Origin of the sequence: Ensifer sp. LC163 (genome assembly GCF_001695855.1) — a bacterium.
GTDB lineage: Bacteria > Pseudomonadota > Alphaproteobacteria > Rhizobiales > Rhizobiaceae > Ensifer.
On sequence record NZ_MBSS01000009.1, the window covers coordinates 28,473 to 51,968 of the forward strand.

Annotated in this window: 18 protein-coding genes; 11 read left to right on the top strand and 7 right to left on the bottom strand. The window is 62.0% G+C overall.

Features of this window, described 5'->3' with window-relative positions; translation table 11 throughout:
- Window positions 1-254 precede the first annotated feature (254 nt).
- From petA to BC360_RS08190, 3 genes are read left to right on the top strand one after another with little or no spacing between them, the layout of a single operon-like run.
- A complete protein-coding gene (gene petA, locus BC360_RS08180) occupies window positions 255-833 on the top strand; it encodes a ubiquinol-cytochrome c reductase iron-sulfur subunit (RefSeq protein ID WP_065780111.1) in 579 nt (192 codons plus the stop codon).
- Between the two features lie 14 nt (window positions 834-847).
- Window positions 848-2,170: a cytochrome b gene (locus BC360_RS08185; RefSeq protein ID WP_065780113.1), complete on the top strand. Its 1,323-nt coding sequence runs from the start codon at window positions 848-850 to the stop codon at window positions 2,168-2,170.
- 32 nt (window positions 2,171-2,202) lie between these two features.
- Complete coding sequence (locus BC360_RS08190) at window positions 2,203-3,072, top strand: cytochrome c1 (protein WP_065780115.1); 870 nt, start codon at window positions 2,203-2,205, stop codon at window positions 3,070-3,072.
- A 1,247-nt stretch (window positions 3,073-4,319) separates the two neighbouring features.
- Here BC360_RS08190 and BC360_RS08195 read toward each other — a convergent pair.
- Window positions 4,320-10,976 (bottom strand): kinesin, encoded by a 6,657-nt coding sequence (locus tag BC360_RS08195; protein WP_065794876.1) that lies wholly within the window; start codon window positions 10,974-10,976, stop codon window positions 4,320-4,322.
- A 608-nt stretch (window positions 10,977-11,584) separates the two neighbouring features.
- On the opposite strand from BC360_RS08195, the gene BC360_RS08200 reads away from it, so the two are divergent.
- Complete coding sequence (locus BC360_RS08200; RefSeq protein WP_065780119.1) at window positions 11,585-11,953, top strand: Hpt domain-containing protein; 369 nt, start codon at window positions 11,585-11,587, stop codon at window positions 11,951-11,953.
- Between the two features lie 285 nt (window positions 11,954-12,238).
- Complete coding sequence (locus tag BC360_RS08205; RefSeq protein WP_053247538.1) at window positions 12,239-12,559, top strand: 2Fe-2S iron-sulfur cluster-binding protein; 321 nt, start codon at window positions 12,239-12,241, stop codon at window positions 12,557-12,559.
- Window positions 12,560-13,046: 487 nt separating this feature from the next.
- On the opposite strand, the gene BC360_RS08210 is transcribed toward BC360_RS08205, so the two are convergent.
- Complete coding sequence (locus BC360_RS08210) at window positions 13,047-13,676, bottom strand: DUF922 domain-containing Zn-dependent protease (RefSeq protein WP_065794877.1); 630 nt, start codon at window positions 13,674-13,676, stop codon at window positions 13,047-13,049.
- A gap of 105 nt (window positions 13,677-13,781) precedes the next feature.
- Between BC360_RS08210 and folP the strand changes: the two genes are divergently transcribed.
- From folP to folK, 3 genes are read left to right on the top strand one after another with little or no spacing between them, the layout of a single operon-like run.
- Window positions 13,782-14,633: a dihydropteroate synthase gene (folP, locus tag BC360_RS08215; protein ID WP_065780123.1), complete on the top strand. Its 852-nt coding sequence runs from the start codon at window positions 13,782-13,784 to the stop codon at window positions 14,631-14,633.
- A gap of 14 nt (window positions 14,634-14,647) precedes the next feature.
- Window positions 14,648-15,016 carry a dihydroneopterin aldolase gene (gene folB, locus BC360_RS08220; protein WP_053247535.1) on the top strand — a complete coding sequence of 123 codons (369 nt, stop codon included), beginning with the start codon at window positions 14,648-14,650 and terminating at the stop codon, window positions 15,014-15,016.
- Window positions 15,006-15,530, top strand: coding sequence for a 2-amino-4-hydroxy-6-hydroxymethyldihydropteridine diphosphokinase (gene folK / locus BC360_RS08225; protein ID WP_065794878.1), 525 nt, complete (start codon window positions 15,006-15,008; stop codon window positions 15,528-15,530). Before folB ends, folK begins: the two co-directional genes overlap by 11 nt.
- A gap of 69 nt (window positions 15,531-15,599) precedes the next feature.
- On the opposite strand, the gene BC360_RS08230 is transcribed toward folK, so the two are convergent.
- Window positions 15,600-16,151, bottom strand: a complete 552-nt coding sequence (locus tag BC360_RS08230) for a hypothetical protein (RefSeq protein WP_065780127.1) — start codon at window positions 16,149-16,151, stop codon at window positions 15,600-15,602.
- A 249-nt stretch (window positions 16,152-16,400) separates the two neighbouring features.
- On the opposite strand from BC360_RS08230, the gene BC360_RS08235 reads away from it, so the two are divergent.
- Together BC360_RS08235 and BC360_RS08240 are read left to right on the top strand one after the other, a co-directional pair.
- A complete protein-coding gene (locus tag BC360_RS08235; protein ID WP_083222486.1) occupies window positions 16,401-17,261 on the top strand; it encodes a cytochrome b/b6 domain-containing protein in 861 nt (286 codons plus the stop codon).
- Window positions 17,258-18,049 (top strand): molybdopterin-binding protein, encoded by a 792-nt coding sequence (locus BC360_RS08240; RefSeq protein ID WP_065780129.1) that lies wholly within the window; start codon window positions 17,258-17,260, stop codon window positions 18,047-18,049. The genes BC360_RS08235 and BC360_RS08240 overlap by 4 nt, the downstream gene beginning before the upstream one ends.
- 113 nt (window positions 18,050-18,162) lie before the next feature.
- Here the strand turns inward: BC360_RS08240 and BC360_RS08245 are convergent, their stop codons facing one another.
- From BC360_RS08245 to BC360_RS08255, 3 genes are all read right to left on the bottom strand, one after another.
- A complete protein-coding gene (locus tag BC360_RS08245) occupies window positions 18,163-19,248 on the bottom strand; it encodes a YcjF family protein (RefSeq protein WP_065794879.1) in 1,086 nt (361 codons plus the stop codon).
- On the bottom strand, window positions 19,245-20,738 hold the full coding sequence (locus BC360_RS08250; RefSeq protein WP_065794880.1) for a YcjX family protein: 1,494 nt from the start codon (window positions 20,736-20,738) through the stop codon (window positions 19,245-19,247). Before BC360_RS08250 ends, BC360_RS08245 begins: the two co-directional genes overlap by 4 nt.
- 124 nt (window positions 20,739-20,862) lie before the next feature.
- On the bottom strand, window positions 20,863-21,384 hold the full coding sequence (locus BC360_RS08255; protein ID WP_065794927.1) for a SixA phosphatase family protein: 522 nt from the start codon (window positions 21,382-21,384) through the stop codon (window positions 20,863-20,865).
- A gap of 413 nt (window positions 21,385-21,797) precedes the next feature.
- On the opposite strand from BC360_RS08255, the gene dksA reads away from it, so the two are divergent.
- Window positions 21,798-22,217 (top strand): RNA polymerase-binding protein DksA, encoded by a 420-nt coding sequence (gene dksA / locus BC360_RS08260; protein WP_025427181.1) that lies wholly within the window; start codon window positions 21,798-21,800, stop codon window positions 22,215-22,217.
- A gap of 102 nt (window positions 22,218-22,319) precedes the next feature.
- Here dksA and BC360_RS08265 read toward each other — a convergent pair whose 3' ends face one another.
- On the bottom strand, window positions 22,320-23,273 hold the full coding sequence (locus tag BC360_RS08265) for a flagellar biosynthetic protein FliO (RefSeq protein ID WP_065780135.1): 954 nt from the start codon (window positions 23,271-23,273) through the stop codon (window positions 22,320-22,322).
- Between the last annotated feature and the right edge of the window lie 223 nt (window positions 23,274-23,496).

A 23,496-nucleotide genomic window follows, 5' to 3' on the forward strand; every position in this document is an offset into this window, starting at 1 on the left:
ACCCGCCCTTGTCAAGGCTGGACATAATTTGCGATCAAGCATAGAACGCGCCGGATTGACGGGGAATCTGCGAGCCGTGTGCGCGCAGAACTTGACGGATTCTGACACCGGATAACGTGTTTGCAACAGCAAGCCGGCTAAGGTGCCAGCACATTGATTGGGCGTGTTTCCTTGACCTAGGTCAAACCGCAAGGGCAGGGATCTCGCTGGGCGGATGCGGTTTCCGCAACATTGCGTGAGAGGATGGTTTAGCCGTGAGCGAACACGACACTTCAAGCGAGACCTTGGGCGAGCCCACTCGCCGCGATTTCCTTTATCTGGCCACGGGCATGGCGGGCGTCGTTGGCGCCGGCGCGGTGGCCTGGCCCTTCATCGACCAGATGCGTCCGGATGCTTCGACGCTCGCGCTCGCCTCGATCGAGGTCGACGTATCGAGCCTGCAGCCCGGCATGTCGCTGACGGCCAAATGGCGCGGCAAGCCGATCTTCATCCGCAACCGCACCGAGAAGGAAGTGGAAGAGGCCAAGGCGGTCACTCTTGCCGACCTCAAGGATCCGGTTGCGCGCAACGCCAACCTTCCGACCGACGCCGAGGCGAACGATCTCGATCGCTCCGCCGGCGAAGGCAAGGAAAACTGGATCGTGATGATCGGCTCCTGCACCCATCTCGGTTGCGTGCCGCTTGGTCAGGCCGGTGATTTCGGTGGCTGGTTCTGTCCCTGCCACGGTTCGCACTACGATACGGCCGGCCGAATCCGTAAAGGTCCGGCGCCGGAAAACCTCCCCGTGCCGACCTTCGCGTTCGTTTCCGACACAGTTATCAAGATCGGTTGAGGGGACTACTGATAATGAGTGCTGAACATTCAACCTACACGCCAACGACTGGCATTGAGAAATGGGTTGATTCCCGTCTTCCGCTGCCGCGCATGATTCACGACAGCTTCATCAGCTATCCGGTTCCCCGGAACCTGAACTATGCCTACACCTTTGGCGCCATGTTGTCAGTGATGCTGGTCGTCCAGATCCTGACCGGTGTCGTGCTTGCGATGCATTATGCGGCTGAAGCGACCGTTGCGTTCAACTCGGTCGAAAAGATCATGCGCGACGTCAACCACGGTTGGCTTCTGCGCTACATGCACGCCAACGGCGCATCGTTCTTCTTCATCGCCGTCTACCTGCACATTGCCCGCGGCCTTTACTACGGCTCGTACAAGGCACCGCGCGAAATCCTCTGGATCCTTGGCGTGGTCATCTACCTCCTGATGATGGCGACCGGCTTCATGGGCTACGTTCTGCCCTGGGGTCAGATGTCTTTCTGGGGTGCGACCGTTATCACCGGCTTCTTCACGGCCTTTCCGTTGGTAGGCGAGTGGATCCAGCAGTTCCTGCTTGGCGGCTTTGCCGTCGACCAGCCGACGCTGAACCGCTTCTTCTCGCTGCACTACCTGCTGCCCTTCATGATTGCCGGCGTCGTCGTGCTTCACGTCTGGGCTTTGCACGTGACCGGCCAGACGAACCCGACCGGCGTCGAAGTGAAGTCAAAGACCGATACCGTTCCCTTCACGCCCTACGCGACGCTGAAGGATGCACTCGGCGTCTCCGTCTTCCTGCTCGTTTACGCCTGGTTCGTCTTCTACATGCCGAACTTCCTTGGCCACCCGGACAACTACATTCCGGCTGACGCGCTGAAGACGCCTGCTCACATTGTTCCGGAATGGTACTACCTGCCGTTCTACGCGATGCTGCGCGCCATCACCTTCAATGTCGGCCCGATCGACTCCAAGCTCGGCGGCGTTCTGGTGATGTTCGGTTCGATCATCATCCTGTTCTTCCTGCCCTGGCTCGATACGTCCAAGGTTCGCTCGGCTGTCTACCGTCCCTGGTACAAGCTGTTCTTTTGGATCTTCGTCGTCAACGCCATCATGCTCGGCTGGCTCGGCTCGCGCCCGGCGGAAGGCAGTGGTCTGTTTGGCCTGATCTTTGGCGGTGACCTCAAGGGCAACTATGTGGGTTACTCCCAGCTCGGCACGCTGTACTACTTCGGCTTCTTCCTCGTCATCATGCCGGTTCTCGGCCTGATCGAGACGCCCAAGCGCATTCCGAACTCCATCACCGAAGCGGTGCTGGAGAAGAAGAATGCGAAGGCTCAGCCGGCCGCCGCACGCGCCTGATCAGAACAGCGATTGATAAGGAACCCACAACAATGAAAAAGCTTGTAACAGGCATTCTGTCACTTGCTGTCGTCGCTGGCCTCGGTCTCGGAGCTGCTGTCGCTGAAGAGGCGGCAGGTGGCGAGGAGCATGGCGGCGGCACGCCCCACTATCCGATCCACAAGCCGGAACAGCAGGACTGGTCGTTTGCCGGCCCGTTCGGGACCTACGACAAGGGCCAGCTGCAGCGCGGCCTGAAGGTCTACACCGAAGTCTGTTCGGCCTGCCACTCGATGAACCTGGTGGCATTCCGTACACTTGATGGCCTTGGCTATTCCGACGCCCAGGTGAAGGCTTTTGCAGCCAACTATGAAGTGCAGGATGGTCCGAACGCCGACGGCGAAATGTATACCCGCAAGGCCGTGCCTTCGGATCACTTCCCGTCGCCGTACCCGAACAAGGAAGCAGCCGCTGCTTCGAACAACGGGGCTGCACCGCCGGACTTCTCGCTGATCGCCAAGGCACGCGGCATCGAGCGCGGCTTCCCGCAGTTCGTCTTCGATATGTTCTGGCCCTACCAGGAAGGTGGCCCGGACTATATCCACGCGCTTTTGACCGGCTATCACGAGCCGCCGGAAGGCGTTCAGGTCGCCGAAGGCACGCACTACAACCCTTACTTCGCCAGCGCGTCGGCGCTCGCGATGGCCCAGCCGATCGCCAACGACCAGGTCACCTACGACGACGGTGCGCCGCAGACGGTCGATCAGTACGCCAAGGACGTCTCGGCCTTCCTGATGTGGGCTGCCGAGCCGCACCTGGAAGATCGCAAGCGCACCGGCTTCATGGTCATGGTGTTCCTGCTGATCTTTACCGGTCTCATCTATCTGACCAAGAAGTCGGTTTACGCCAACAAGGAACATTGATCGCAATCTGGCTCGGCCAGTTTGATCGAAACCTGAAAAAAGGCCCCGGTTCGTCCGGGGCTTTTTTTGTTTGCGCGGTGCTGTTCTCGTTCGGAGACCCGAAACGTGTGCAAGGTCGATCCGCACGGGCAGGGAGACATGCCGGTTGCAGCGTCAAATGCACGGTGCGGCCTGTCCGGGGCTTGGTGCCGTACTGCATGGTGCCACGGCACAAGAAGCCCATGTGCGAACGCCGCCCGAAATCAACGCCGTCAGAAACACGTGCTGGCGAAAGATAACGGTGCAGCCGGTGGTAGCTCGCATGTCGCACATTCCCCCCGTGGAGCAAACAGCCAGGCTTGCGATATTGGGCTAACGGCGGGCACACGCTGTGCGTTCGACAGTTCCGGGCGGATGTGGCGCTGGGCGCGGATGTGTCCCGGTGCGAAACCGGGCACGGTGCCAAACAGGACGCCTACTCGATCCGGGTGGCACGGCATGGTTACGGCCTTCTGGTCGGCATCCGCTGCGAGTTTGATGTTGCTGAGACGAGCGGGCTTTCTGCATCTCATACGAACTGCGTCTTCCTCCATTAGTGGGAGGAGTCGTGGTGCAGGCTTTCTCCGACACCTCGGCCAGGTGCCACCAACTCGGCTGCAGGTCGCATTTGTGGCCAATCACTTCGCCCAACCACCAGCCATAAATGGGCCATCCGGTGCGACGCTCTATAATCTCGGTGCGGGTGAAACGGTGCCCGCGGTCAAGCGGTATGGCAGTTGCGCAAAGCGTCGCCATCATCTGGCAGAGTCGGAGTAGATCGCAATGGACGCCAGAATAGGATTGGTTGCCGTTCTTCGGGCTTCAAGCGAAGGCATTGGCGACGGCAACGCCTCATTGAGATGAACGGAGGACCCGCAGGCGCGCGCGCTGGCACCACGCGGCAGGGCACAGGATTGCGTTCTTCTTGCGCACACAGGCGTCAGTGGCGCCACCGCAACCCATTGGTTTGGGCAGTTGGTTGGAGGCAGCAGCCGGTAAGGTAGCGAAGGGCAATCGGTCCGGTGGTGTGGTGACCAGATAACATGTGGTATCTGGATAAGATAAGGCGCCCGCAATAGAATACGGAACATCTTGCTGCCGATGCCAAAGGTTTCGCTGCTCCCAAATGGACGTCGGCTCGGCGTTTGCTTGCGTTGCGACCGGCACATGCGAAAACGGCCCCACCGTGCGGTGGGGCCGTTGCAGTTCTGGCTGTTGCCAAGGCTTGTTTAGTTGAAGCGGCCGGCGGCGTGGGCGAGCATCGTGTAGACCTTGCCCGTGTCGGACGTGAGGTAGGTCTGGGTGATGCGCTTGTCCGGGTCGTTGCGCGCGACATCGGCCAGCAGCTTTTCGAAATCGGCGATGTAGCGGTCGACGGCGGTGCGGAACTCCGGCTCCCGGTCGTACTTGCGCTTGATCTCGTCGAAGGTCTGCTGGCCCTTCAGCGTGTAGAGCCGGCGGGTGAAGACGTCGCGCTCGCCGCGCTGGTAGCGGCGCCACAGATCGACCGAGGCGTCATGATCGATGGCGCGGGCGATATCGACCGAAAGCGAATTCAGCGATTCCACCACGTGGCGCGGGTTGCGGGTATCGCCGGTGCGGGTCGCCGGCTGGCTTTCAGCCGGGCGCTGCGGCGCGGTTGTCGGAGCCTCTTCGCGCGAGGCTGCCCGCAGCAGGTCGCGCATCCAGCCACCGCCTTCTGCGACCTCGCTGGTGACGGCCTGGCTTGCAGGCTGCGCACGGGCAGGCTGGACGGGAGCAGGCTGCTGAACGGTTGCCTGTTCGATGCCAAGGCTGCCGCGCAGTGTGGGCGCCGGATCCTGGCGACGCGGTTCTGCGACCGGCTGCTGGGCCGGACGGGCGACGGGCGCTGCAGCCACAGGGACGGCTGCGACCGGCTGCTGGCGCAGCGGCTGTGCGACTTCGAGCTGCGTCGAGGACTTGCCGATGATTTCCGACAGCTCCTGCAGGGCCTTGATCTGCTCGGCCACGGCACGACGCATGACGGCGGCGTTTTCCTTGGCTTCCTCCGGCAGGTCGAAGGCGCTGCGCTTCAGCTCTTCGCGGGTCATGTCGAGTTCCTTGCGGATCTCTCCTGCCGAGCGGCGGATATCGTCGGTCGCACCGCTGAAGCGTCCGATGGCCTCGTCGATCGCCACGCGAACGGCGTCGCGAAGCTGAGCTGCCACGCCGTCCGACTTCTTGCCGCTCTCGTTGAGCATGCGCTCGACATCGGAGACCGACGAGGCGACGCTGCCGCGCAGGCGGGACGTCACTTCCTTGGAGCGTTCTTCGGCGTTTGCGAAGGCACCCTCGATCGCGGAGCCGGCATCTTCACCAACCTTGGCGATCGCCTGGCGGAGTGCTTCGGAGGCGCCGAGCGCGCGGCCTTCGACCGCCGAGAGCGTCTTGTTGACGTCGGCAAACGAGGTCTCGACGCCGGAGCGCAGCGTATCGGCAATCTGGCGCGACCGCTCTTCGGCACGCGAGAAGACCGTCTCAACCGAGGCACCAGCTTCGTCACCGGCCTGAGCCAGCGCATTGCGCATGGATTCGGCCGCTTCGGCTGCACGCTGCTCGGTGCTCGACAGCAGGCGGCCGACATCCGAGAAGGATTGCTGGATGCCGCTGCGCAGGTTGCCGGCAACGAGGCCGGAGCGCTCTTCGGCGCGCTGGAAGGCGCCATCGACGAAGCCTTCGAGTGCACGCATGGTGCGTTCGATTTCTTCCGAGCGCTGGACGAGGCCGACGGACAGGGTGCGCAAGGCATCCTGGCGTTCCTCGAGCGTGCTGACGAGGTTCGACTGGGCGGCCCCCAGCAGGTCTGAGGCCTGGCCGAGCACCTTGGAGTGATCCTCGAAGCGCCCGACGATGCCGCCGATCTGCGACAGTGTGGAGGCGGAGATGTCCGAAAGCTTGTCGACCTTTCCTTCGATGAGGCGTGTGGAGGTCGACAACATGTCGGAGGCCTGGCGCGTGGTTTCGGAGAAGCGGGTGGCCGTAGCCTCGAGCCGCTGATCCATGTCGCCAAGGTTGTCGCTTGCCTGGTCGATGACGGTTGCGATCGCCGTGTTGTTGGCGGCGAGCTGGTCGATCAGGCCAAGGGCTGTCGACTGCAGACGGTTCTCGACCATCTTCATCGCCTTTGCCGTTTCTTCAGCCCGCAGCGAGATGGCGTTGAGCGTCTCGCCGGTGCGTTCGGTAATGGCATTGACCAATGCGGTATTTTCCGCGCGCAGGCGATCGGTGCTGTCCTGCGTCAGGCTGGCGATGCGCTCAGCAGCCTCGCGGCCGGTTGCAGCATATTGATCGATGACCGGGCGTGCCTGCTCATCGATGATGCGCGACAGCTCCATCGAGCGGCCGGCGAGCATCGAGTTGAGTTCGCGGGTCCGGTCGTCGAGCGTGCTGCGGATCGCCTCGCTTCGCGCTTCCAGGGCCTTCTCGGCATCGGCAAGACCCTGCTGGATGTTCTGGGCATGGCTGGCGACCTGGCCGTGCGTAGCGGCAAGGCGTGCGGTGGCGGTGTCGGATGCGTCGGCGACCGAGCGTGCGAGTTCGGCGTGGCGTGCCGCCGTTGCCGAGGCGGTCTGCTCGATGGCATTTGCGAAGTCGGAGTTGCGTGCCGCCAGTACATTGGCGAAATCCTGGCCGGCCTTGGAAAGAAGACCAGCGGAACGGGCCGCTTCCGTGTCGAGTTCCTGTGCTGCCTCGCTGACCGCGCTGCGAAGGGTGGTGACGAGACCGGCGGCCTTGCCCTCGATGCGGGTGGCTTCGGCGTCGAGTTCCTGGGCAACATCGCCGACGGCACCGCGCAGGTTGCTGACGAGGTCCGCAGTCTTGCCCTCGATGCGGCCGGCTTCGGCGTCGATCTCCTGCGTGACTTCGCTGACGGCGCCGCGCAGGCTGGTGACGAGATCCGCAGTCTTGCCCTCGATGCGGCCGGCTTCGGCGTCAATCTCCTGCGTGACTTCGCTGACGGCGCCGCGCAGGCTGGTGACGAGATCCGCAGTCTTGCCCTCGATGCGGCCGGCTTCGGCGTCAATCTCCTGCGTTACTTCGCTGACGGCGCCGCGCAGGCTGGTGACAAGCACCGCGGCCTTGCCTTCGATCGTCCGGTTGACGTTTTCGAGGCCGATGTTGAGGGCGCGGTCCATGGTGCCGAGACGCTCCTCGATGCGGTCCGTACCGGCATTGATGGCGCTGGAAATGCGGCTTGCGGCGGTTTCGCTGACCCGGTCAATTTCGCCCGCGCGTTCTCCGAGGCTGTCGGCAATGCGCTGGCCAGCGTTGTCGACGATAGCGTTGACGCTGCCAACGCTATCGCGGATGCGGTTCTCCAGCGAGCCGATGCTCGTTTCAAGGCGGGCGCCCGTGTCGTCGACCAGAGCGTTGACGCTGCCGACGCTACCGCGAATGCGGCCTTCGAGCGAACCGATGCTCGTCTCGATGCGGGCGCCGGTATCGTCGACAATCGCGTTGACGCTGCCGACGCTATCGCGGATGCGGTCCTCAAGGGTACCGATGCTGGCCTCGATGCGGAAGCTGGTGTCGTCGACGATCGAATTGACGTTGCCGACGCTGCCGCGAATGCTCTCTTCCAGAGAACCGAGCCGGTCTTCGATGCGGTTGCTCGTTTCATCGACGATGGCACCAACCTTGTCGACGCTGCCGTGCATGCGGCCTTCGAGCGAGCCCAGGCGGGTCTCGATGCGAGCCGCGGTGTCATCGACGATGGCACTGACGTTATCGACGCTGCCGCGCATACGATCTTCAAGCGAGCCAAGACGGGTCTCGACACGAGCACCCGCCGCATCGGCAATCGTGCCGACATTTTCGGCGCTGTCGCGCATGCGCTCTTCAAGTGCGCCAAGGCTCGTCTCGATGCGCAGGCTGGTGTCGTCGAGACGGTCATTAAGGCCGTTGATCGACATGTCGACGCGGTTGGTCAGCGTATCGGCAGCCAGGCTGATCTGGCCTGCCGTTTCCGCCAGACGCTCGGCGATGTTGCCGGTGGTCGAGCGCATACGGGCTTCGAGCGTTTCGCCGCTGCGATCGATGATGCCGGCAAGTGCCGCCTGGCGCTCTTCGAGTGACATTTCGAGCATGCTGGCACTGGTGGCGAGGCTCGTGGCAATCGACATGGACTGGTCGGACAGCATGCCTTCCAGCTGATCGCGGCCCTGGTCGACGGCGAGGTTGATGGCATTGATCCGGTCGTCAAGCGTAGCGCGGATCTGCTCGTGCGTCGAGGACAGCGTTTCGCGCAGGTGTTCGGCGCGGCCGGCGAGTGTCTGTTCGATTTCCGTCGCCTTGCCGGCGAGCGAGGCGGTCGCCTCGGTCGTGCGCGCCGTCAGCGCTTCGGCAATCTGTGCGCTTGTGGCGGTCAGAGCGTCCGAGATCTTGCCGACGCGGCCGCTGAGGTCTTCAGCGATCCGGGCGCTGGTGTTGGTGAGGGTATCGGAAATCTGGCTGACCCGGCCGCCGAGGTTCTCGGCAACGAGGGACACGCTGTCCGAAAGCTTCTGTTCGATTTCACCGACGCGGTCCGTCATCGTCTCGGCAACGGCCGTGGCGCGGAAGGTGAGGTTGTCGGCGACGTCTTCGGCATGACGGCTCAAGGAGACCGCCATTTCGTTGGCGCGGGCCGTCATCGTCGAACTGATGTGGGCGGAGCGATCGGCAAGAACGCCGTCGAGTGCGGATGTCTGGCTCGAAAGGGTCTCTGCAATCGCCTGGCTGCGTTCCGACAGAACGCGCTCCAGCCGGTCGGCCGTTTCGCCGACCGCGCCTTCGATCGCGTCCGTTCCGGTCGAAAGCACGGTAGAGAGAGCAAGGGTGCGCTCAGACAGGGTGTTGTCGAGGCGGTGCTGGCTTGCGGCGATGGCGCTGGTGATTTCGTCGGTCGAACCGGTCAGCGTCTGCTCGATGCGGGCGTGGGCCGCGTGCAGGCCGTCGACGAACTGCGCGGTGCGGGTGTCGAGGCCCTCGGTCAGCCGCTGCTCGCTGGTCGTCAGCGCCGTTGCGAGCGCATCGGCGCGCCGGCCGAAGCCGCTCTCGATGCGATCCTGGGCCTCCGAAAGGGCACCCATCAGGCTGCTGGTCTTTTCGGACAGCACGCTGTCGATGCGGCTGTGGGCATCGCCGATCAGGTTGCTGAGATCAGACGTGCGGCTGCCGATCGTTTCCTCGATGAAGTCATGCGTCGCGCCGAGCGCGGTCGCAAGCGTCAGCGACTGATCCGAGAGAGCCGAGCCGATCTTCTCTATGCTGCTGTCGAGCGCACCGCCGATGGCATCGGACCCGCCGGATACGGTCTCGTTGATGCGGTGCAGGCTCTCCATCAGCTTGGTATCGAGCATGCTGGCGCGCTTGTCGAAGGCCGAGGCGAACTCGTGGAAGCGTTCGTCGAAGGCGGTGGCGAGCTGGCCGACGGTCGTCTGCAGCTTCTCTTCGAAGAAGCCGCCGCGCAGGTCGAGATCCATGATTGCGTCGTCGGCGCTGGAGCGCAGGCTCTGGCGGAAATGCGCGCCCTTTTCGTCGAGCGTGGCGTTGAGCGTGGCAAGCACGTCTTCAAGGCCGCCGGCAATCGCCTGCTGGCCGACGCTCAGGCTCTCGTTGAGGTCACGGGTGCGGGCAATCAGCGTTTCATTGAGCTGGCGGGCGCGCTCATTCAGAGCCGCGTTCAGCTTTTCGGTATTGGCGTCAAGCGAGGAGGCGCGGGTCTCGAACTGGCCGAGCAACTGCTCGCCGCGCTTGGTCAGCGTGTCGCTCAGCTGGTCGAGGCGGGTGTCGAATTCATTGCTGAGTCCGAGGCCGGCGGCCGTCAGGCCGGACAGGAGCGAGTCCGTGCGGTTCGACAGCATGGTGCTGATGTTCTGCAGCGCCGTATCGGACTTTTCGCTGAGAGCTGCTGCACGCGTGTCGATCAACGAGGCAAACGCCTCGCCGGAGATGGCGATGCGCGATGCGATGTCTTCGCCCGCCTGGTCGAGATCGTCCTTCAGCTTGCCGTGCGCACCGGCGATGGTCGAGCGGATGCGCTCGGAGTGGCCGATGATGGCTTCGCGCTCAAGGCCCAGCTCCTGAACCAGCGTACGTACCCGCAGTTCGTTTTCGCTGTAGCTGCGTTCAAGTGCGTTGACTTCGGAGTGAACGAGCGTTTCGAGCTCGGTGGCGCGGGCAATCGTGCGCTCGATGCCCTCGTTCATCGCGGAGACTTCGCGGCGAACTGCCTGACCGACGGTCATGACCCGGTCGGCCGCCGCAGTTTCCGGTTCGGCCAGACGTAGCGCCACTTCGGCCATGGAGCGCGCGGCGTTGCGCAGTTCCTGCGCACGGGCGATCATGATGGCGAAGGAGAAGAAGAGCATGATGGGCAGCGTGATGCCGATGGCGACGCCGACCGCACCAGGGGTGGCGGCGAGATCGCTCAGCGTGCGGATCTGCCAGATCTGCGGGCCATAGAGCAGGTTGGCAACGCCGAGGCCGGCCACAGCCCAGACCACCGAGACGAGGGCGGCGACACGAATGGCGGCGCGGTTCGAGCGAACGTCCAGAGCGCGCAACATTGCCGCCGGAGAGCGGCGGCCGTCGTCGTTTGCCGGAGAAAGGGGAGGCGACTTCGGTGCGGGTTCCGGAGCGAGCCCGCGTGCAGCGTCGTTGGCTCGCGCGGCGCGGGGGGCTTCCTGCTGAGGCTTTGTATTTCGACTGTGATCGGGCGCAGCAGCCTGATTGGTGGAGTCAGACACATTTTCCTCCGGATCATCCAAGGAAGTCTTGTCGTTAGGGCTCGACTTAAGCTCGTCAAAATCGATCTTAAGGGCCGCTTCCAGAGCCTGGAAGGCCTTTTCATCAATCGACTCGTTGCTCTTCTTCGTCGCCATAGGGATACGCCTCATTACCTATTGCTTCCGATGAAACGTGTCCTTTTAATCCGCAACTGCGGCCAGGCACTGTCTTTATCGGGGCGGTGACGGCAAGATACGCGCATCACATCTACGCAATACCCTACTGAACACCCACTGCATTTCCTCGATGGATAGTCGGAATTGACCCTCGAGGGCACCACTCGCACAGCTTATCCACCGGAACGGTTGCCATTTTCGTACGCAAGCCCGTTCCTAACCGTATCGTAGTGACACATTAGCCAGGTTCTTACAATTAAGAGCACTGCGGCTTCATTAAAATCCTAATGAATTCTTAATGCGATAGAGGGGCTTATGGCGGAAAAGACAAGGAAATCAGGAGGTTTAACGGGCGTTAACCATTTTCCCAGTTTCCTGCCTATATTGCGCCCCGTTTTAAGCCGATAGCAGCGCCCGCCCGTGGAGGATGATAGCTGCACACGCCGTAGCGATCGTCCGGAGACGATGCTTGGTGAGCAGGCGTCGTCAGTCACGGCGTCCGTGCCGCCCATGGCAATCGGACCGCGAATGACGCGGACGGCATCGGACAATGACCAACACCATACGAACAATAGGGAAATTGGCTCATGGCGGCCCTCAGAATTGCCTTCGAAGCTCCCGATACTCCGGGCAGTTCCTCTCCTTCCGGCAGGAAGCCCATCGATTTTGCCCATCTTGCCGCGCAGACAATGGGAGACAAGGCGCTTGAAATCGAAGTACTGCAACTTTTCGCCCGCCAGGCGCGAAAGGTGATGAAGGACATCACCGACGGCGAAGTGAACGGACGCGCCCAGGCGGCCCATCAATTGAAGGGGGCAGCACTTGCCGTCGGCGCCGTCGACGTTGCGACTGCAGCGGGCGCGATCGAGCAGCGCCCTACCGATCCGGCTTTGCCCGACGTTCTTGCAGCAAGCGTGCTTGAGGCGGAACTGTTCATCCTGAAGCTCTGCCGCTGATTGCAGCTTGCCAGAAAGGCGCATCGCGGCCCGCGCTGAAACGCCGCGTCCGCGATGCGACCGCCGGCTGTTGTTGACTGAATGGCCGAATTGTTGGAAGAACTTTCCCTGAATTCGCGCCCGCTGCTCCATGCGGCTTTGCGCTGCTGCATAATTCCATAAATCGGAAACGAACTATGGACAAAATTATGCAGAAATTTGAAAGTGTTACAGCGTCCTTGGCGCGTCATATTTGACGCCCGGCGCTGTAATGGCCAGTCCCATCAGCTTATTCCGGAAAGTGACATGACAAAACTTACGATCGTTGCCTTTGATGGCACGCGCCACGAACTCGATGTCGAGAACGGCTCGACCGTCATGGAGAACGCCGTTCGCAATTCGGTTCCGGGTGTTGAAGCGGAGTGTGGCGGGGCCTGTGCCTGTGCCACCTGTCATGTCTATGTCGACGATGCCTGGACGGCCGCCGTCGGTGCTCCGGAAGCTATGGAAGAGGACATGCTGGATTTTGCCTATGACGTACGTCCGACGTCGCGGCTTTCCTGTCAGATAAAGGTCAGCGATGCCCTGGACGGGCTCGTCGTGCACGTGCCCGAACGCCAGGCGTGATGGCTGACCGCGGACACCGCGCCTGTCGAGACGACGCACCTGTGCGTCTCTCGCTCTCCGTCTATGATGCCCATGTTTTGCAAAAAAGCGCCTCGCTGGTCGGGTGACGAGCGAGGCTAGGAGGGCGTATCGCACGCAGATGAGGGAGGGAACATCTGCTGCATCAAGACACGCCAGGAGAACCTGTATTGCTGCGTCGTAGAGCTTTACACTCAAGGAAACGAACCGACGCTGCTGAATTCAAGTAACGGCAATATTTATACGTCCCGCAAGGCCCATCATGGCCCGCCAAATCGCTTTCGATAACGGAGGGTTGGGTTTCATTTCGCCCTCACGTCTCATGTTTCGAATGTAAGCGAGTCGCTCATTTGCAGCTATCGCTAGATTTCACCAATAAAATACTGTGGGTGTCCGCGCGCTAAACAGATAGGGCGAAGTATATTCCCGATATGCTTATGCCGGTCGTGATGGTGAAGCGTCGACCTGTCTACCGCTGTGTTTTTTTCAGCGTTTCCAGCCGGTATTGCAGCAGACGGATCATACGCTTGTCGAAATTAGCCGCCTCCGTCCGGTCGAACCGGGCCTGGTCCTTGTCATGGCTGGCGATCGCCTCGGCGCTGGCGCGCGTGACGCTTTCCTGCATTTTTTCACAGTCGGCCTGCGGCTTCAGGGCCAGAAACATCTTTTCCATTTTGCGCGCGTGGTTGCGCGCGATCTCCGCATGGCGTTCCTCGTGCCGCTTGATATCGCTCGACAGCGTATCCCAGACCAAAGCGAGGTCGCGGCTTGCCTGCTTGCGATATTTCCAGCGCGGCAGGATGATGCGCGTGCTGAGCGTGACGCGGGCAACGCCGACCGCGCAGCGTCCGCCGCGATTGACGTAGGTGATGGTTCCGCCAAACTTGATGCGCGTGGCGCCCGGATGGCGTGCGCCCGTCGATTTCATCATCGGCCCGGCCTTGGACAGAGCCTTGTCGAGATCCGCAGCCGTGCGACCGCCGATCGAGAAATAGGAAAAGCTCTTGTTTATCACCGTCTCGCCGGACGCCGAGCCCATGGGCATCGCTACCAGAAGGGCAAGAAGTGTGGCTTTGAACGGAACGCGTACTCGAGACATCAATGCGTAGTTCTCTTTAGTTGAACTTCAATCAAGCTTGGGGCATAGCCAGCGCGGGTGCAACAGCAAATCGAAATGGTTTCCGGCTGCGCATCGTGAGGGGAAATGACTTACAATCCATTTCAAAATTTTCACTGGAAACTGGCGCATGGGCGTAACCTCCAACTGGGGTCGCGTGGCGTTTTGATGGCGATCATCAATGTTACCCCCGACTCTTTCTCCGACGGCGGTCGTTTCACTGATACGTCAGCCGCCGTCGCTCAGGGCAAGCGTTGCCTCGAAGAGGGTGCCTTGATCCTCGATGTCGGGGGTGAATCAACCAGACCCGATGCAGCGCCGGTGAGTGCCGACGAGGAACAGAGCCGGATCCTTCCGGTCATCGCGGCATTGGCGCGCGACACCGATGCCCTCATATCGGTGGATACCTACAGGGCGGAGACGGCACGGCTTGCCGTCGAAGCCGGCGCCCACATCGTCAATGACGTGCACGGGCTTCAGCGCGAACCGGATATTGCGCGGGTTGCTGCGCAGACGGGCGCAGGGCTCTGCGTCATGCACACCGGTCGAGACCGCCAGAAGCTTGCCGACGTGGTCGATGACCAATTCGACTTTCTCGCGCGCTCGCTGCAGATCGCAGCAGAAGCCGGCATCGAACACGGGCGCATCGTGCTTGATCCAGGCTTCGGCTTTGCCAAGGACACGGATGAGAACCTGGAACTGATGGCGCGTTTTGCGGAATTGCACCGTTTCGAGCTGCCGTTTCTGGTCGGCACGTCACGCAAGCGTTTCCTCGGCGCCGTCACAGGACGTGAGCCGGCCGACCGCGACGCCGCGACAGCGGCGACGACGGCGCTACTACGTATGGCGGGTGCTGCCATTTTCCGCGTACATGATGTCGCAAACAGCAGGGATGCGCTGATGATGGCGGATGCTATGCTGGGTGCAAAGAAGAGCTGACGGGACGGATAACCATGAGCGCGACCTATACGATCACCCTGAAAAACTGTGCCTTCTTTGCGCGCCATGGCGTTCTCGACGAAGAAGAATTCCTCGGCCAGCGGTTCTTCGTCGATGCAGAGCTCGAAGTGGAGCAGGGCACGGCGCTGGTCGACGATTCGATCGACGACACCGTGCACTATGGCATCGCCTTTACCGAGATCGAGCGAATCGTCACGGGACGCCGGCGCTACCTGATCGAGGCGTTGGCCCTCGAGGTCGCCAAGACGCTCTGTGTGCGCTTCCCGCAGATCCGCCGCGCGAAGGTTTCCGTCCGCAAGCCGAACGCACCTGTGCCCGGCGTGCTCGACTATGTCGAAGTAACCGTCGAGCATGTCGCCTGACATGAGCGGAACGATCGCGACACTGGGGCTGGGCGGAAATCTGGGCGAGCCGCCAAAGGCCATGGCCGAAGCCCTGCAGATGCTCGACGCCCGGCCGGATTGCACGGTTCGAGCCGTTTCACGCCTGTTTCGCACACCCCCCTGGGGCAAGACCGACCAGGCCTGGTTCTTCAATGCCTGCGCTGAAGTCGAAACGACGCTCGGCCCGGAAGCGTTGCTGGATGCCTGCCTCGACATCGAGCGGCAGATGAAGCGGGTGCGCGACGAGCGCTGGGGCCCGCGGACGATCGACATCGATATCCTGACCTTCGGCGACATCTCCCAGACCGAGACCAAGCTGGAACTGCCGCATCCACGCATGACCGCACGCGGTTTCGTCCTGATGCCGCTCGCGGACTTCGCTGCTGCCATGAGCGTGAACGGACGGCGGGTCGAGGAGTGGCTGGCGGATGCCGATGTCACCGGGATAGAGGTGGCCGACGAAGACAGCGGCTGGTGGCGGGCAGGGACCTGAGATCAAGTAGGGTAGAAGAGAAAAGCCCTGGCGTTCGACCGGGGCTTTTCTCTTGAACGGTCCTGCCGCTTACTTGATCGAGCCAACGGCGATGTTATCGACCTGACGGTTGAGGCTGACGCCGATCACCGGCACCATCGTATCCTCGACCTTGACCGAGATCGTGATGTTCATCGTCGAGTCGTTCTGAAGCCGGGCGATCATCGCGCCATTCAGCTTCTTGCGGTTGATGCCGACGACGACCTTGTCCTTGGCGACGTTGCCTGACACCACGTCGAGGCCCTTGCCGTCAGCGCCATCGAGGAACTTGCCGGTGTAGCTGCTGCCCTTCTGGGTGATCAGCGCCGACATCGGCTGCTTGAACACGCCAACCCGGCAGAAGCCGTCGAGCTTGATGCCGGCATCATTGCCGGCAACCGGTTCGCCGGCGAGATCGCAGGTGAACTTGGTGCCCTTGTATTTTCCGGCGACAATCTCGCCGGGACCCTTCCACTGGCCGGAGACTTTCTCGAAGAAAGCCTTGTCCTTGCCGCCGGAAATGGCTGGCGTCGCAACGCCGACGGTTGCTGCAAGCGCGAAGGCGGCAGTGCCGCGAGCGATCAAAGAAGGGCGCGAGAACATAAACGATCCTTGATGGGTCAACGTCCGAAACTAGGAGTCACATTTGCGCTCAAATGGTTAATGGACGGTTTCTTCCGGGTGGATATCGAGGCTTCTTTGTGTCGATGATACCGCTTTGTGGGCAGCAGATCGGATGGCCGCAAGGCGGTCACCGCAGCCTCACCGTCATGTGCACCGATGCGCGCAGACGTGTTTATGAAACTCTGTCGCAACGGCGTACGTATCCACTTGAAACGCGGAGGTTTCACGATGGCAACGGCGATTAACGACACCCCGGAAATGGACGTCTCGCGGACGCTCACAATCCGCCGTCACGGACTTGCCACGCGGCTGACCCATTGGCTGTGGGCACTGGCATTGTTCTTCCTGCTCTTGAGTGGCTTGCAGATCTTCAATGCCCATCCGACGCTTTATCTCGGGCAGCAATCGGGATTTGCCTTCGACAACAGCGTTCTTTCCATCGGCGCCGCTCGCACGGAAGATGGAGAGGTCAGGGGTGTGACGACGTTGCTTGGCCACCGGTTCGATACCACAGGCACCCTCGGGGTCAGCGGTCCCGCTGATCGCCGCGCCTACAGGGCCTTTCCGGCCTGGCTGACGCTCCCGTCCTATCTGGACCTGGCGACGGGCCGCGTGGTGCATTTCTTCTTCGCGTGGCTTTTCGCGACGGTCTTTCTTGTTTGGTTGGTTGCGAGCCTGATCAACGGGCACCTGCGCCGCGACATCCTGCCATCGGGCGCCGACATCCGCAGCCTGCCACAGAGCTTCATCAACCACCTGCGGTTCCGGTTCGATCACGGCCGCAGTTACAACGGCTTGCAGAAACTCTCTTATGCCGCTGTTTTGCTGATCTTTTTTCCGTTGATGATCCTGACGGGGCTGACGATGTCGCCGGGCATGGACGCGGCTTGGCCATGGCTGGTCGATCTCTTCGCCGGCCGGCAGACGGCACGAACGATCCACTTCGTCATCATGATTCTGCTCGTCATCTTCTTCGTCGTCCACATCTTCATGGTGATTGCCGCCGGGCCGATCAACGAATTGCGCTCGATGATAACAGGACGATACCGCATCGGTGGCGAGCTGCCGCGCAAGGAGGCAGGACAATGAGCCGACTTCTGATCAACCGCAGGCGCTTTCTGACGGCCGCCGGCATCGCCGCCTCGACATTACCGCTTGCCGGCTGTGATGCATTTGACGGCATGCTGAAAAACAGAGCGCCAGTCCGCGACGTCCTGGCGTCGGCGAACGGCCTGACCTACCGGGTGCAGCGGCTATTGATGGACGCCGACCGGCTGGCGCCAGAGTTTGGCGAAAGTGAAATCCGGCAGGGGCAGAGGCCGAACGGCTCGACCGAGCCGACCGATCCGGAGTACATTGCACTCCAGCAGCAGGATTTCGCCGGTTACCGCCTCGGTATCACCGGGTTGGTCGAAAAGCCGCTCAGCCTGACATTGACCGAGTTGCGCAACATGCCGTCACGCACCCAGATCACGCGCCACGACTGCGTCGAGGGCTGGAGCTGCATCGCCAAATGGACCGGCGTTCCGCTTGCCAGGGTGCTTGATGAAGCGAAGGCTAAACCGGAAGCGCGTTATGTCGTCTTCCATTGTTTCGATCGCTTGGACCTCGGGCTTTCCGGACCGGCGGCCTACTACGAATCGATCGACCTTACCGATGCGCGCCACCCGCAGACGATCCTTGCCTATGGATTGAACGGAAGGCTGCTTCCGGTCGCCAATGGCGCGCCGCTTCGGGTGCGCATCGAGCGCCAACTCGGCTACAAGATGGCGAAGTATATCAGCACCATCGAGGTCGTTGCGGATCTGTCGCCATTCGGACGCGGACGCGGCGGCTTTTGGGAGGACCTCGGTTACGACTGGTATGCGGGCATCTAACTACTGCATAATTCCTTAAATCTGAATCGATTTAAGGATAAAATTATGCAGCAAGTTTAAAGCGTTACAGCGTCCTTTGCGCATCATATTTGATGCGCGGCGCTGTAGAGCGGCTAGACGTCTTCGGTTTGACTGGCCGCCCGACCGCCGCCGGGTGTGAGGTCTGAGAGAAAATCGCCGATCCCGGGCCGTTTCAGCGCGCGGAACGGCATGGGCCGGCAAAGGTCCATGGCAGCGATGCCGATGCGCGCCGTCATCAGCCCATTGATCACGCCTTCGCCGAGCCGCGCCGAGAGTTTTGATGCAAGGCCGTGGCCGAGCACCTGCTGGATCAGGCTGTCGCCGGCGGCGATCGAGCCGGTGACGGCGAGGTGGGCGATGACATCGCGCATCAGCCTGATCATGCCGAGCGTGCCGGGGCGGCCGCCGTAAAGCTCGGCCATGGCACGGATCATGCGCGCGGATTCGTAAAGCACATAGCCAAGATCGACGAGCGCGCGCGGGCTGACGGCGGTGACGATCGACACGCGCTTGGAAGCGGCAAGGATGATACGCCGCGCCTCGCGATCGAGCGGCGTCAGCAATTCGCGCTCCGTCAGGTCGAGCAGATGCGGGCCGTCGATGATCTCGCCTTCGGTTTCCTTAAGACGCGCACGACCGCGTGCCGTGCGCGGATTGGCGGCGAGAAGATGGACCAGCTTTTCCGAGGCAGACCGCGCCAGCTTGGTGTTACCGGAAGCGGCCGCAGTCTCTGTTTCCGATTTCAAGGTCTGGACGGCCGTCAGCTGCATCATGCCTGAAAGCTCGCGCGCAACGACCACCAGCAGCGCCAGGAGCCCGATGGCAACGACTCCCACAGCGGCATAGCCGAGCCAATCGGCGCGGGAGAACAGGTCGCGGATCAGGCGGTCGACCCAAAGGCCTGCCGCGAGCGACAGGAGAATGCCGAAGGCCCCCATGGCGATCTTGCCGACGGACAGGCGACGTCTGCGGGGACTTGCCTCCGGCAGAGCGAGGCTCTCGACCGCGCGTGTGGTTTCCCGGAAGGGATCCTCCGCGTCCGGCGTCATCACCACCTTGTCGTCAAAGCTCGCCGGCGCGCGGCGGGGGCGGGCACTTTCCGCCGGCTTCGGCTCCGGATCCGGGCTCACCGAAAAGGCGCCGGGCTTGCGGCCCCGACTGTTGGAATCGTCGCTCATGCCAGCCGGTCTCCAAACAGGAACTGCATCGCCCGATCGAGCCGTATATGTGGTACCGACAACTTCAAGCCGCCACCGGTCTCTTCGAGATGCGGAGGCCGGAAACGCACGAAACTCAACTCGGGCAGCGGGTGCACGTCGCCGAATGTTATCGCTGACGCATCGGCATCAAGCACCTTGAAAAGAACTTCAGGATCGTCCGGCAAGTCACCAGGAAATATGGCTGTTTTCCGTTCGCCGTCAAAAGTCTCGCCGTTGATCTTCTCGCCGGAGATCGGTGTGCCGACGATAACCGGAAGCGTATGTCCGCCGTGGTCGACCGTTGCCTCGCGCGTCGCCCGGACCGAGGCGATCGCCATGACTTCCAGTCCCGCGCCGCTCATGCCGATGCTGGCAGCCGCCCGGGTGACCAGCCGCGCTGTGATGCGCTCCAGACGATCGTGGCTTTCGTGGTGCAGATGATCCGCCTTCGTCGCGGCGATCAGCACCCTGTCGATCCTCCGGGTCAAGAACGACGAGAGCCAGCTGTTTGTGCCCGGACGGAAGCAGGCCAGCACATCGGCCAGCGCCTGCTCCAGATCAAGCAGGGCGTCCGGCCCGCCATTGATCGCCTGCAGCGCGTCGACGAGGACGATCTGCCGATCGAGCCGGGCAAAATGTTCGCGAAAAAACGGGCCGACGACGTGCTTCTTGTAGGCCTCGTAGCGACGCTCCATCATCGCCCAGAGCGACCCTTTGGGCGCGCGGCCATCCGGCAGGTCGGGCAGCGGCGAGAAGGTCAGGGCCGGCGACCCCTCGAGATCGCCCGGCATCAAGAAGCGACCGGGCGGCAGGGTCGAGGGTGAGCTGGCGTCCGCCTTGCAGGCCCCGAGATAAGCGGTGAAACTTTCGGCAAGCCGGCGCGCACTGCTTTCGTCGGCGATCGCAGTCGGCCCCGCCGACGAGGCAAGCGTCAGCCAATCCGCCGACAGGTTGGCGCGGCCACGGGCACGGGCGCGAGCCACCGAATTGTCGCTGAACTCTTTGAAATCCTGCGCGAGTAGCGGCAGGTCCAGCAGCCACTCGCCGGGATAATCGACGATATCGAGCGACAGTCGTCCGGCCGAAAACAGCCTGTTCCAGCCACTTGCGCTCTCGAAGTCGAGGGTTATGCGAAGCTGCGAGATCGCGCGCGTCGAATCCGGCCAGATACGATCGCGCACCAGAGCGGCGATGTGATCCTCATATTGAAAGCGCGGCACGGCGTCGTCCGGCTGTGGCTCAAGCCTTACCTTCGAGACGCGGCCGGAGCGCACCGGTTCGAACACCGGCAGCCGGCCACCGTTCAGGAGATTGTGCACCAGCGACGAGATGAAAACGGTCTTTCCGGCTCTCGAAAGGCCGGTGACACCCAGCCGGATGGTGGGATTGACGAGGCCCGATGCACGATCGGTAAGATTGTCGAGCGCGATCAGGGCGTCGTCTTTGAGGCTGGTCAGATTTGGCGCCAAGTCGTGCTATCCCTCGCGGACCTTGCCGCTTTCGTTCATGCCGATGTCGGCCGCCGAGATGGGCGGCAGGCCCTGTTTGCCTTGGCGATATAGGAAATATTTCCCGCACCGCAACAACGGCATGTCATTTCGGTTCCCTGGTCGGCAGCATCAACGACACCAGCGTGGCCGCAGCGCCGCTGCCTGCGCCTGCCTGCATATCAAGGATCGCAAGGGCTGCGGGCGGATAACCATGCGCAAGCGCGTCGGTCGCCACCTCGTTTCCGGCAAGACGATGGAACAGTTCGTCGATCATCGGATTGTGTCCGACGATCATCAGCGAACTCAGATGCCGGTGAGCATCGATGATGTCGGTGTAGACACTTGCCGGGCCGGTATAGAGCTCGTCGACATAGCGGATTTCGAGGTCTTCACTGACGATGCGAAAGAAGGGTTCTGCGGTCTGGCGACAACGCACGGCTGGCGAGCACAAGATCAGCTCCGGCCGGATGCCGCGATCGGCAGCCATCTCCGCGATCAGCTCCGCCTCGGCATATCCGGTGTCGTCGAGCGCGCGATCAAAATCACGTTGTCCGGGCAGGGCCCAACTGGAGCGGGCATGACGCAGAAGGAGGAGACGGAAGGGCCTGGCGGCACTGTCTTGCATATATGAGTTCCGGTATCTGCCGGCCGCGGGTCGCGACGGGATCGAATATCGCCGGATCGGGGTCTTGCGCGTCTCGCGGCGGATCACCACCTTTTCCCGTCGATGATGCAAAGATCAAGCTGCGAGCCGCTTTTTTCAGGGGATTGCCCGCTTGCTGCCAGACGCGGCAATCCCGGCAAAGGGCGGCGTCGCGCTGGCAGCAGGACATCCAAGTTACGACCGGTCTTCTTGACGACGGGTAGGTGATCATCCCTACGATTAAGATCTCATCTGTAATTTTGATGAAATATTCGCCAGTTAGCCTGAATTGCAAGCATTGTTAAAATACGGTTGAGTGTCTAATCCGAGGCTTGAATCGCGGCTTCCATGGGGCTATACACCGCCGCAATGAGATGTTCTTCAGGAGAATCGCGTTGAGTGAGAAGATCGATCTTAGTACCTTTGTTCTCTCCGAGGACGAGGAATTCATGAATGCCACCCACCGGGCCTATTTCCGGGCCAAGCTCAATGCTTGGAGAAACGATATCCTTCGCGAGGCACGCGAGACACTGGATCACTTGGCCGAGGAGAGCGCCAATCATCCTGATCTCGCCGACCGAGCCTCTTCCGAAACAGACCGGGCGATTGAACTGAGAGCCCGCGACCGTCAGCGGAAGTTGATCTCGAAAATCGATGCGGCGCTACAGCGGCTAGATGAAGGGACCTACGGCTATTGCGAGGAAACCGGAGAACCGATCGGTTTGAAGCGTCTGGACGCCCGGCCGATTGCAACTCTCTCGATCGAGGCGCAGGAGCGCCACGAGCGTCGGGAAAAGGTCTACAGGGACGAATAAAGGTCCGGTTTCCGGATCAGTCTTTAGAAAAAGGCGCGGTTTGACCGCGCCTTTTTCTTTGTGCTCATGTGTTTGTTTCATGGAGCCGTGACGCAGAATGCGTCAGGGTTTGCGGCCGGCGGAGATGTCGGCGAGCATGCGGTTCATCTCTTCCTCGATCGTCGGTTCCTTGCGGGCATCGTCAAGCGGTGCGCCAAGCAACGGCTCCTGGCGGGCCGTGGCGGCCACCGGCACACGGTTTTCCGGACGTGCAGCGGCTGCAGCCGGCGTCAGCCGCTGCAGGTCTCCGCTGATTTCGGCGTCGAGGATGCGCTCGAAATCCGACAGCGAACTTTGAGCGACGGGCTGCTGTTGGGCGACAGGTACGGGGCGCTGTTCCTGCACCGCAGGCTGGGTCGGAAGCACCCGGCTGCGGGCGGCATCGAAAATGCCTTCGACCTTCTCGGCCGTGTTTGCGGGGGGAACGATCTCGGGTGTCGGTGGCGCAACCCTTGCGACCGGGCGCGGCTCGACGGCCATTACGGGAGCCTGGCGTTGTTCGGCGACAGCGCGAACAGGCACGGCCGGCTCGACGCGCGCAATCGGCTGCTCCTGTGGCGTCGCCACCGGGCGCACCGGCGCATTGAGGGTCACCTCCGGCTGAGCGACAGGGCGTGACTGCGCCGGCGCTGCCACCTTCATCTGTGTTCCGTTGCCGTCGGCAACCAGCTGCTCGATCGGCCTGCGCTCGATGACAGCCGGACCGTCGTTTGCGAAGGCGCTCTCGTCGATCGGTGCAATCCGGCTTTCGATGACAATATCCGTCGGTCCGCCGATCATGATCAGGTGTTCGACGTCGTCCCGACGCACGAGCACCAGGCGACGACGCGTGTCGACCGCGGCGGCATCGAGCACGGCGAGGCGAGGCTGCCTGTTCTTGCCGCCGCGAATGAACGGCGACGACGGCCTGTTGCGCATTATCCACAGCACGGCCACGAGGCACAGAAGCCCGATCGCAACGGCGCCGGCGGCGATAATGAATCGGCTACCGTTGTCTCCGACGATCGTTTCCATCATAGGCTGAACTCCTTCTGCCTTTCGAGTGGCAGTACTTGACGGCTTTTTTCGGGCCTGGACAAGCACTTCGCCGACATTCCCTGTGAATTGACCGCTGCGCTTCCGCAGAGGTGCTTTTTGCTGTTATCTCTGATCGTTAAAGATGATTCCTATCCGAATGATCGAGGGCGTGTCGGTATTGGCCGATTTTGCCTGGCGGATTGCGCGGATGCCGGCCGGAGCG